Source organism: Kitasatospora sp. NPDC093558, from assembly GCF_040683475.1.
In the GTDB taxonomy this organism is placed as follows: Bacteria; Actinomycetota; Actinomycetes; order Streptomycetales; family Streptomycetaceae; genus Kitasatospora.
In genome coordinates, this window is sequence record NZ_JBFBDY010000225.1 from 1 (window position 1) to 9966 (window position 9966).

Below are 9966 nucleotides of genomic sequence, written 5' to 3' on the forward strand. Positions count from 1 at the left end.
GGCGGCACCGGAGCCGGCCCGGTCGCCGCCGGGCAGGCCCGGTGTGCCGTAGGGCGGGGTGCCCGACGGGTAGGCGTCCGGGCCCGTGCGCCGGGGCGTCGGGTGGGCGTTGTCAGATTCGCGGCTGCTCAATGCTGCTCTGCTCCGGGTTCGCGGGCGGGCCGTGCGGCGCGACCGCGGTTCGTGGTCGCCGGGCCTGGGGCGGGCGGCGGTCGGGTACGGCGTTCTGCGGCACCACCATACTGGGAAGAACTGAGCGGTGAACGGGTTGGGACAGATCCCGATACGTCCGGTTCCTCCGGTATGAGAGTACGGCCGTGTGGTCCTGACTGCGCGTCGTGTGCGCTACCGTACGCGCCGCACTCCCGGGTTCAGCGCGGCTGGTTGGGGACCCCGGGGAACCAGCTGGTCCGGGTGGGCAGGGTGGCGCAGATCACGCCCAGGATCGAGCCGGTGAACATCCAGGCGAGGGATGTGGCATTGGGCCACAGCACGGTGTCGCCCTCGGGCCGCGGCACGATGACGAGCACCAGGGCGATGAACCAGCCGGCCGCGGGCAGCGCGGCGCCCAGCCGGGTGCCGGTGACGCGCAGTCCGCCGTAGAAGGTCGCGGCGGTCGCGCCGAGCGCGAGCAGGACCCCCACGGGCGGCCACAAGGCCTGCACAAAGGATCCGCAGACCGAGACCGCGAAGCCGAGCAGCAGGAACAGGACATACGCCACGAACCGGGCGATGCGCGGGGGCTGAGCCTCGGCCAGGCGCTCGTCCCGGGTGCCGAGGACGGCGGCGATCGGCGAGCGCTTCGGGGCTTCGGGCGCCTTCTTGTCGGCGGGCCCGGCGGGTCCGGTCGGCTTGCGGTCGGCGGACTTGTTCATCGGGCGCCCTCCTCGGCGGTCTCGTCCGCGGCGGTGTGCTCGGCGTCCAGGCCGGTGCCCAAGCCGGTGCCCGGCCCGATGTCCAGGCCGGCGAACAGGTCGTCCTCGGGCCGCCCGGGCCCCGCCTGGCCGCGCACCAGCTGGTAGTACTCGGTGGCGACCAGCGGCTGGCCGAGGTGGTTGGAGAGCGCGAACGACGCGCCGTCCACGGTGATCTGGGTGACGTGCGCGGCCATCGCGGCGGCCTTCCGCCCGGCGTACGCGGTGCCGTCCACCGCGGTGGTGACCACCGCGTCGTCCACCACCCCGGGGACGTCCGACGGGACGGCCGTGCCGGGGAAGGCCGCGCGGGCGGCGGTGGCGGCGAGCCCGGCCTCGATCACCGAACGGGGCATCCGGTTCCAGTACACCTTGGCGATCCGCCAGGCCGGGCCGAGCTCGGGCCGGTACGCCGGGTCGGCCGCGAGGTCGTACGCGCGCATCGCGACCCGGTGCGCCTGGATGTGGTCCGGGTGCCCGTAGCCGCCGTTCTCGTCGTACGTGACCAGGACCTGCGGCCGCACCTCGCGGACCACGGCGACGAGGTGGCCGGCCGCCTCGTCCACGTCGGCCCGCCAGAAGCAGCCGGGCACGTCGTTGTCGGCCACGCCCATCATCCCGGAGTCGCGGTAGCGCCCGGGGCCGCCGAGGAAGCGGAAGTCGGCGACTCCGAGGGCGGCCATGGCCCCGGTCAGCTCGCCGATCCGGTGCGCGCCGAGGGTGTCGTCCCGATCGGCCGTCAGGTGGGCGAGCCCGGGCGGGATCACCTCGCCGCCCTCGCCGAGGGTGCAGGTCACCAGGGTGACGCGGGCGCCCTCGGCGGCGTACCGGGCCATGGTGGCGCCGTTGCCGATCGACTCGTCGTCGGGGTGGGCGTGTACCAGGAGCAGGCGGCGTCCGGTGGTCGAGGTCATGGGAGGAAGCCTAACGACCGGCCGGGCGGGCGGGTGAGCGCGCGGGGTTCAGAGCTTCAGGCCGTTGATCATCCCGGCGAGGTTGCTGGTCATCTGGCTGATCGACGGGGCGATGGAGCTGGACGCCAGGTAGAAGCCGAGCAGCGCGCAGATGATCGCGTGCGCGAGCTTCAGGCCGGAGCGGCGGATCAGCACCACCACGATGACCAGCATCAGCATGGCTGCGGAGACGGACAAAGCCATGTCGGCTCACACCCCTTCTCGGGTGCGCCGCCCCCTGGGGAGGGCGGCGGTCGGACCGTGCGGGACTTGCGGCCGGGCGACCGGCGGTCCGGGACGGGGCCGGACGATCACCCGCCCGATCAGTCTTACCCGATGGGTGAGTGGTGCATTACGTTCGGTGAGTCCGCGCGCGCCGGGGTACGGCAGCACTCGTGGGGCGCATGGGCCGGTCGGAGGGGGTGCGGACCTCTTTGGGGCGTACTTCCCGACGATGCTCCGAACGAGTGATCACAACGCTCCCGGCGGCGCGCGCGAGAGGTCGTAGGGTCTGGTGCCATGACCTCCCACACCCCTGCGGACACATTCCCCCGGCAGTACGCGCGGACCCTGCGCTACACCGTCGGCGCGCCCCGGTCGTTCTCCGTCGCACCGGACGGCTCCCGGGTCGTCTTCCTCCGCTCCCTCCCCCAGCCTTCGGCCGGGGGGACCCCCATCGGCAGCTCCCGGGCCAATCTGCTCTGGACCCTCGACACCGCCACCGCCGAGGAGCGGATCGCCGCCGACCCGGCCGTCCTGCTCGGCGGCGGCGAGGAGGACCTCTCCCCGGCCGAGAAGGCCCGCCGCGAGCGCAGCCGCGAGGGCTCGGCCGGGATCGTCGGCTACGCCCTCGACGCCGCCGGCCGGCTGGCCGCCTTCGCCCTGTCCGGCCGCCTGTTCACCGCCGACCTGGTGACCGGCGCCACCGCCGAACTCCCCGCCGAGGGACCGCTGCTGGACCCGCGCCCCTCCCCGGACGGCGCGTACGTCGCGTACGCCAACACCGCCGGCGAACTGCGGCTCACCCGCGCCGACGGCAGCGGCGACCGCGCCCTGGCCGAGCCCGAGGGGCCGAACGTCACCTGGGGCCAGGCCGAGTTCATCGCCCAGGAGGAGATGAGCCGCGACCGCGGCTACTGGTGGTCCCCGCAGAGCGACCGGCTGCTGGTCGAGCGCGCCGACGACACCCCGGTGCGCCGCTGGTGGATCGCCGACCCGGCCAACCCGCAGAGCGAGCCCGCCGAGGTCGCCTACCCCGCCGCCGGCACCGCCGACGCCGAGGTCGGGCTCTGGCTGCTCGACCTGGACGGCGGCCGTACCGAGGTCGTGTGGGACCGTGCCGCCTTCCCGTACCTCGCCCGGGTGCACTGGTCCAGGGGCGGCGTGCCGCTGCTGCTCGTCCAGGCCCGCGACCAGCGCAGCCAGCTGATCCTCGGCCTCGACGTAGCCACCGGCGCCACCGAGGTGCTGTTCGAGGAGCGGGACGACACCTGGCTGGAGCTGTTCCAGGGAGTCCCGGCCTGGACGCCGGACGGCAAGCTCGTGCGCATCTCCGACGAGGGCGGTGTGCGGGCGCTGGTGATCGGCGACCAGGCCGTCACCGGGGACGACCTCCACCTGCGCTCGGTCGTCGCCGTCACCGCCGACGAGGTCTTCTTCACCGCCTCGGGCGGCGCCGCGGAGACCGACCCCGAGCCCGGCTGGATCGCCGTCGGCCGGATCAGCCACGACGGCAAGCGGCTCGGCTGGGAGGCCGCCAACGGCCGCCCGTTCACGTCCGTCACCACCGCCGTGCACGCCGCCGGCATCACCGTCCGCGCCACCGCCGAGCCCGACCTGCCCGGCACCCTCGTCCAGGTCGCCCGCGACCTGCCCGAGGGCGTGGTCGTCGACGACATCGCCACCATCGCCTCCTACGCCGACGCCCCGGTCATCACCGCCCGCCCGGTCTTCCGCTTCGCCGGCGAGCGCCGCATCCCGACCGCCGTCCTCCTGCCCACCGGCTACGACCGCGAGCGCGACGGCCTGCTGCCCGTCCTCATGGACCCGTACGGCGGCCCGCACGGCCAGCGCGTCGTCCAGGCGCACAACCCGCACCTCAACTCGCAGTGGTTCGCCGACCAGGGCTTCGCCGTGATCGTCGCCGACGGGCGCGGCACCCCCGGACGCGGACCGGACTGGGAGAAGTCGATCGCCTTCGACTTCGCCGGGAGCACCCTCGACGACCAGGTCGACGCGCTGCAGGCGCTGGCCGGGGAGTTCCCGCTCGACCTCGGCCGGGTCGCCATCCGCGGCTGGTCCTACGGCGGCTACCTGGCCGCGCTCGCCGTGCTGCGCCGTCCGGACGTCTTCCACGCGGCCGTCGCCGGCGCGCCGGTCACCGACTGGGAGCTGTACGACACCCACTACACCGAGCGCTACCTCGGCCACCCGGCCAAGCGGCCCGAGGTGTACGCGGCGAACTCCCTCACCGGGTACGCGGCCGGGCTCGAGCGCCCGCTGATGATCATCCACGGGCTCGCGGACGACAACGTCGTGGCCGCCCACACCCTGCGCCTGTCCTCCGCGCTGCTCGCCGCCGGCCGCCCGCACACCGTGCTGCCGCTGTCGGGCGTCACGCACATGACGCCCCAGGAGGAGGTCGCGGAGAACCTGCTGCTGCTCCAGGTCGACTTCGTGAAGCGCTCGCTGGGGATGTAGTCCCGCTCCGACCAGCCGACTCGACGGCCGGTGCCCGCACTGTCCTATTCGGCGTGATGGGGGTACCGGCCGCCGGCATGACATCCGTCATGCGGAACGCACGACGGCGGACACTGCCGCCGTACCCGGCCCGCGCGGGACTCTGAGGTGGTGCGAACGGCACCGAACGCGTCACCGGACGCGACACCACCAGGGGAGAGGAGCGGGACGATGGGCACCGAGGTGGCCGCCTTCCGCGGCGTCGGAAAGAGCTACGGGCGGGTGCGGGCCGTCGACGGTCTGGACCTCGTGCTGCGGCCGGGCGAGACCGTCGCCCTGCTCGGGCCGAACGGCGCCGGCAAGTCCACCAGCCTGGACCTGCTGCTCGGCCTGCGCGAGCCCGACCAGGGCAGCGTCTCGCTGTTCGGCACCAGCCCGCGCGAGGCGATCGCGGCCGGCCGGGTCGGCGCGATGCTGCAGAGCGGCGGGCTGATGGCCGACGTCAAGGTCCGCGAACTGGTCAAGCTCGCCTGCGACGTGCACCCGCGCGGACGGTCGGTCGCGGGGGTGCTGACCGACGCGGGGATCACCGAACTGGCCGAGCGCCGGGTCGACAAGCTGTCCGGCGGCCAGGAGCAGCGGGTCCGCTTCGCCCTGGCGATCGCCGGCGACAGCGACCTGATCGTGCTGGACGAGCCCACCACCGGCATGGACGTCACCGTCCGGCAGGCGTTCTGGGCGAGCATGCGCGCGCAGGCCGACGCCGGGCGGACGGTGCTGTTCGCCACCCACTACCTGGAGGAGGCGGACTCGATCGCCGACCGCGTCCTGGTCCTGCACCGGGGCCGGCTGATCGCCGACGGCAGCTCCGCGGAGATCAAGGCGCGGGCGGGGGCCCGCCGGGTGGCGTTCGAACTCCACGACGCCGACGGGCAGTTCGAGGAGTCGCTGCTGCGCACTCTGCCGGGCGGTGTGCAGTCGCTGGACGTCACCGCCCGGGTGCCGGGGGTGCGGACCGTCCGGATCCGGACGGCCGACGCCGACGCGAGCGTCGCCGGGCTCTACCGGGCGGGGCTGTACCCGCGCGGGCTGGAGGTCACCGGGCTGGGCCTGGAGCAGGCCTTCCTGACCATCACCGGCGAGCAGGACGACCAGGACGCAGTGAAGGAGACCGTGCGATGACCACCCTGATCCGGCTGGAGGTCCTGCGGACCCTGCGCAACCGCCGGTACCTGCTCTTCACCATCGCCTACCCGGCGTTGATGTACTTCTTCTTCATCCACGCCTACGACTCCGACAAGCTGGCCGGCGGCCTGCCGGTGAAGACCTACTTCATGGTCTCGATGGCCACCTTCGGCGCGGTCGGCTCGGTGCTCAACAGCAGCGCGCAGCGGATCTCGCTGGAGCGCAAGAGCGGCTGGGTGCGCCAGCTGCGGCTGACCGCGCTGCCCGGCCGGGCGTACACCGTCGGCAAGATCGCCGCGAGTGCGGTGACCACGCTTCCGGCGATCCTGGTGGTGTTCGCGGTCGGCGCGAGCCAGGGGGTGTCGCTGAGCGCGGCGCAGTGGATCGGCCTGGCGGTGGCGCTGTGGCTGGGCAGTTTCGTGTTCGCGGCGCTCGGGGTGGCGCTGGGCTACGCGGCCGCGGCGGACTCGGTCCAGACCGTTGTGATGATCGTCTACATGCTGATGTCGCTGTTCGGCGGGACGTGGTTCCCGGTGAGCGACTCGCTGGAGAAGTTCGCCCGCTTCAACCCGGTGTTCCTGTACAACAAGCTGGCCGACTTCACCCAGCCAGGGCACTCGCTGGACACCGTCGCCGTCGCCGGGCTGGCCGCCTTCCTCGCGGTGTTCGCGGCCGCCGCCACCGTCTTGTACCGGCGTGACACCCGACAGGCATGATGATCCACATGGACGAGACGCACCGCACCCACCGCACCGACGATCCGCCGGAGGTGGGTGCGGCGCGCGCCGCGTTCATGAGCGTGCCCGGCTCTCCGGTGGAGACCAGGCGGCAGATGCTGGTCAAGGTCGCCTGGATGCTGCTGTGGATGACCTACCTGGCCTACCCGGCGGGAGACCTGGTCAACGGCGGCCACAGCCCGGCCGGGCAGGCGCTCGGCTGGGCCTGCCTGGCGGTCTTCGTGGTCTCCTACGTCCTGCTGGTGGTCTTCCGGTCGCAGGCGGGGATGAGGCCGCGGGCCTGCCAGGTGATCGTCGGGACGATGATCGTGCTCGCGGTGGCCTCCTCCTTCGCCCTTGGCGGCGCGTTCCTGACCATGTTCATCTACGCCTCGGTGTGCCTCGCGGTCATCACCCCGCCGAACCTCGCGCTGCGGGCGCTGGTCGGCATGGCCGCGCTCACCGTCGTGACCGGCCTGCTGATCCACGCCGGGAACGACAGCATCTCCACCTTCGCGCTCAGCGCCTTCCTCTCCGGCGTCGCGATGACCGGCCTGCAGCGGCTCGTCGCCACCATGAAGGAGCTGCGCGAGGCGCGGGCCGCCGTCGCCCACCTGGCCGCCTCCGAGGAGCGGCTGCGGCTCGCCCGCGACCTGCACGACCTGCTTGGGCACTCGCTGTCGCTGATCACGCTGAAGAGCGAGCTGGCCGGGCGGTTCATGGACGCCGGGAAGGACGAGGCGGCGCGGGCGCAGGTCGCCGACATCGAGCAGGTGGCGCGGCAGTCGCTGATCGACGTCCGGGAGGCGGTGACCGGCTTCCGCCGGCCCACCCTGCCGGTCGAACTCGCCGCCGCCCGCACCGCGCTGGCCGCGGCGCAGGTGCGGCTGGAGGTCGCACCGGAGCTCGTCGACAGCTGGCCGGGCCTGGCCAACGAGGAGGCGGGCGCGCTGGCCTGGGCGCTGCGCGAGGCCGTCACCAACATCGTCCGCCACGGCGAGGGCGCCACCGTCTGCACCGTCACCGCCGACACGGCGTGGGAGGGCAGCGGCGAGCGCTTCGCCGTCCTGCAGGTCACCGACGACGGCCGCGGACCGGGCAAGTCCTCGGCGGGCAACGGCCTTTCGGGTCTGGAGGAGCGCCTCGCGCTGGTCGGCGGGCGCCTGGAGACCGGCCCGGCGGAGCGCGGCAAGGGCTTCCGCCTGCGCGCGATGGTGCCGCTGCGCGAGGTGTCGACGCCCGTGGCGCCGGCGGCCGAACGGACGTAAGAAGTACGGAGGAGCCCGTGCGCCGGTGCGCACGGGCTCCTCGGTTTGGTACCTACGGGGTGCCACCGGTCACCCCGGCCGGACCGGTCAGCCGCAGGAGCTCGCCACCGCGCCGAGGCCGCTGATGTCGCCGAAGGCCGCCAGCAGGGCCTTCATGCGCTGCTCGAAGTTCTTGCCCTTGATGAGCAGCTTGGCGAGCTTCACCACGCCGCCGATCTTGCGGACCTTCGAGATCGCGAGCGCGTTGCCCGCGATGAAGCCGCCGACGGCACCCACGCACTTGGCGAGGTGCCAGGCGTCGCCCCAGCCCCAGAACTGCGGGGTGACGGCGCCGGCCGCGTCGTCCGAGGAGGTGTCGTCCGCCGCCGCGGTGAGGTAGGCGAGGGCCGATGCCTGGGCGTCCTGGTCGTCGGGGTACATCGCCTGCACGACCTGGTCGAGCGAGGCGTCCTCCGGCAGGTCCGCCAGGCGGTCCTCCAGGCCGTCCTCGACGATCGTCGGGGCGGGCGTGCCCTCGAAGGCCTGGGTGAGGACCTGGGCCTCGGCCGTGGCCTGGGCGAGCCGGACGTTGTGCTGCTCGGTGGCGCTCGCCATGCCCGCACCGCTGCCCAGTGCGAGCGCGGTGACGACCGTGACGGCGGCCATGCGGAGCTGGTTCTTGGTCACTTTCGCTTCCCTGTCTGTTGTGCACACACAGGGGTCCTCGTATCCGTCCGGAAGAAGTGCACGACCGCGCGCAGAATCCCCCGAATCGCGGCGCCGAAGCCCCCGTGCGCGCCGATCCCCGTTGGTCCGGGGCGATCACGGATGATCGCGCCCCCGGCGGTGGTTGAGCCCGCCGGGCCGGACGAGTGGAAACGTAGCGGAAACCGGTTGCCAAGGCCCGTAAATGAGGGTGACCGGACCAACGTGATAGTGCAATTGCCAGCGGCGGACTGCTACTTGATAGTGGTCCGGACCGCATGGGTCCGAGAATCGGGGGAGACGCTGTGCCTGTGCACGGGGAAGACGCGACGTTGACGGCGAGACCGGTCCCGGGGGCCGGGACGGACGCCTACTGGTCCGCCACGACGGGCGGCCTGGTCGAGTACCGGACCGGACTGGAGCGCGCCTGGCTGACGCTCCTGGACTTCGACCCGGGGATCACCGCCTTCGCCACCCGGCCGCTGCGGTTCGGTGCGGTCGACGACGACGGCCCGTGGCGGCACGCCCCGTTCGTCCTGGCGCGCCGCGCCGACGGCCGGAGCCTGGTCCTGGAGACCGAGGAGCCGGCGCCCGGCCACCGGGCCGAGCGGGTCCGGCGCGCCTGCGCCGAACTGGGCTGGGACCACCGCCGGGTGGGCGAGCCGGACCGCCAGCGCTGGGCGAACATCGAGTTCCTCGCCGGCGCGCGGCGCCCGGTCCACCTCGGTGCAGAACTCGCCCCCCGGCTGCTGGACCTGGCCCGCGGCGGCACGACGATCGGCGGCCTGCTGGCCCGCGTGCCGTACCCCGACCTGGCCCGCGCCGTGCTGTTCCACCTGATGTGGCACCACCGCGTCGTCGCCGACCTCGACGCACCCCTGCGGGAGACGACCGTCGTCACGACCGCCGGGGAGCCGGCGTGAGACCGGCCGCCCGCGGACCGTTCCGGCTGCAGTGCGGTGCCCGGCTCTGGCTCGACGGCCGGCCGCACACCGTCACCGGCATCACCGACGACGTGGTCCGGCTGCGCGCGGACACCGGAGCGCTCACCCTGATCGGCGCCGGGGCCCTGCTCGCCGAGCCCACCTTCCGCCCGTACGGCCAGGCACCGGACGGCACGGGCCCCGAGGAGGGCCGCCCGGACACCGGCGCCCTGCTGGACCGGCTGAGCCCCCAGCAGTGGCGTGAACTCTTACGGGCCCAGGAGCACCTCCTGGAACTCACCACCGGCTACCGCTCCGGCAGCCCGGACGACTCCCGGCCCGACGAGCCCCGGCCCCAGTACGCGCCGGGGCTCTCCCTGACCCGCCGGGTCGAGAGCAAGGCCGCCGAACTCGGCTACGCCCCCGTGCAGATGTGGCGGCGCCTGAAGCGCTGGCGGGAGGAGGGCCTGTGGGGGCTGGTGGACCGCCGCTCGCTGCGCCGCTCCGGCCCCGCCGGCCCGGCGGGCGCACCCGCGCAGCCCGACCGGGCCGAGCCGCCGGAGCTCCCCGGCCGGCCCCTGACGGCGGACCGCCCCGGCGCGGTGGTGCTGGTCGACACCGTCGCGCTGGGCGTGAGCGCCGTC

At 73.8% G+C, this 9966-nt stretch carries 9 protein-coding genes and 1 pseudogene; 6 read left to right on the forward strand and 4 right to left on the reverse strand.

Annotated elements, in window-relative coordinates:
- Window positions 1-371 precede the first annotated feature (371 nt).
- From AB0O00_RS20855 to AB0O00_RS20865, 3 genes are read right to left on the reverse strand one after another with little or no spacing between them, the layout of a single operon-like run.
- Window positions 372-875 (reverse strand): DUF6113 family protein, encoded by a 504-nt coding sequence (locus AB0O00_RS20855; RefSeq protein WP_363653870.1) that lies wholly within the window; start codon window positions 873-875, stop codon window positions 372-374.
- A complete protein-coding gene (mshB, locus tag AB0O00_RS20860; protein WP_363653872.1) occupies window positions 872-1828 on the reverse strand; it encodes an N-acetyl-1-D-myo-inositol-2-amino-2-deoxy-alpha-D-glucopyranoside deacetylase in 957 nt (318 codons plus the stop codon). Before mshB ends, AB0O00_RS20855 begins: the two co-directional genes overlap by 4 nt.
- Window positions 1829-1876: 48 nt before the next feature.
- Window positions 1877-2071 carry a DUF2304 domain-containing protein gene (locus AB0O00_RS20865; protein ID WP_363653874.1) on the reverse strand — a complete coding sequence of 65 codons (195 nt, stop codon included), beginning with the start codon at window positions 2069-2071 and terminating at the stop codon, window positions 1877-1879.
- A gap of 315 nt (window positions 2072-2386) precedes the next feature.
- Between AB0O00_RS20865 and AB0O00_RS20870 the strand changes: the two genes are divergently transcribed.
- The 4 genes from AB0O00_RS20870 to AB0O00_RS20885 all read left to right on the forward strand — a co-directional run bounded on the left by AB0O00_RS20870 (window position 2387) and on the right by AB0O00_RS20885 (window position 7715).
- The gene (locus AB0O00_RS20870) at window positions 2387-4567 is read left to right on the forward strand and encodes a prolyl oligopeptidase family serine peptidase (protein ID WP_363653876.1); all 2181 of its coding nucleotides are present in this window, start codon (window positions 2387-2389) and stop codon (window positions 4565-4567) included.
- Between the two features lie 210 nt (window positions 4568-4777).
- On the forward strand, window positions 4778-5728 hold the full coding sequence (locus tag AB0O00_RS20875) for an ABC transporter ATP-binding protein (RefSeq protein ID WP_363653878.1): 951 nt from the start codon (window positions 4778-4780) through the stop codon (window positions 5726-5728).
- Window positions 5725-6447: an ABC transporter permease gene (locus AB0O00_RS20880; protein ID WP_363653880.1), complete on the forward strand. Its 723-nt coding sequence runs from the start codon at window positions 5725-5727 to the stop codon at window positions 6445-6447. The genes AB0O00_RS20875 and AB0O00_RS20880 overlap by 4 nt, the downstream gene beginning before the upstream one ends.
- An 8-nt stretch (window positions 6448-6455) precedes the next feature.
- On the forward strand, window positions 6456-7715 hold the full coding sequence (locus tag AB0O00_RS20885; RefSeq protein ID WP_363653882.1) for a histidine kinase: 1260 nt from the start codon (window positions 6456-6458) through the stop codon (window positions 7713-7715).
- A gap of 87 nt (window positions 7716-7802) precedes the next feature.
- Here AB0O00_RS20885 and AB0O00_RS20890 read toward each other — a convergent pair whose 3' ends face one another.
- Window positions 7803-8381 carry a hypothetical protein gene (locus AB0O00_RS20890; RefSeq protein ID WP_363653884.1) on the reverse strand — a complete coding sequence of 193 codons (579 nt, stop codon included), beginning with the start codon at window positions 8379-8381 and terminating at the stop codon, window positions 7803-7805.
- A gap of 350 nt (window positions 8382-8731) precedes the next feature.
- On the opposite strand from AB0O00_RS20890, the gene AB0O00_RS20895 reads away from it, so the two are divergent.
- Both AB0O00_RS20895 and AB0O00_RS20900 read left to right on the forward strand, forming a co-directional pair.
- Window positions 8732-9322: a TnsA-like heteromeric transposase endonuclease subunit gene (locus AB0O00_RS20895; RefSeq protein ID WP_363653886.1), complete on the forward strand. Its 591-nt coding sequence runs from the start codon at window positions 8732-8734 to the stop codon at window positions 9320-9322.
- Window positions 9319-9966, forward strand: a pseudogene (locus AB0O00_RS20900) (hypothetical protein); the annotation flags it as partial. The gene AB0O00_RS20895 and the pseudogene AB0O00_RS20900, both read left to right, overlap by 4 nt.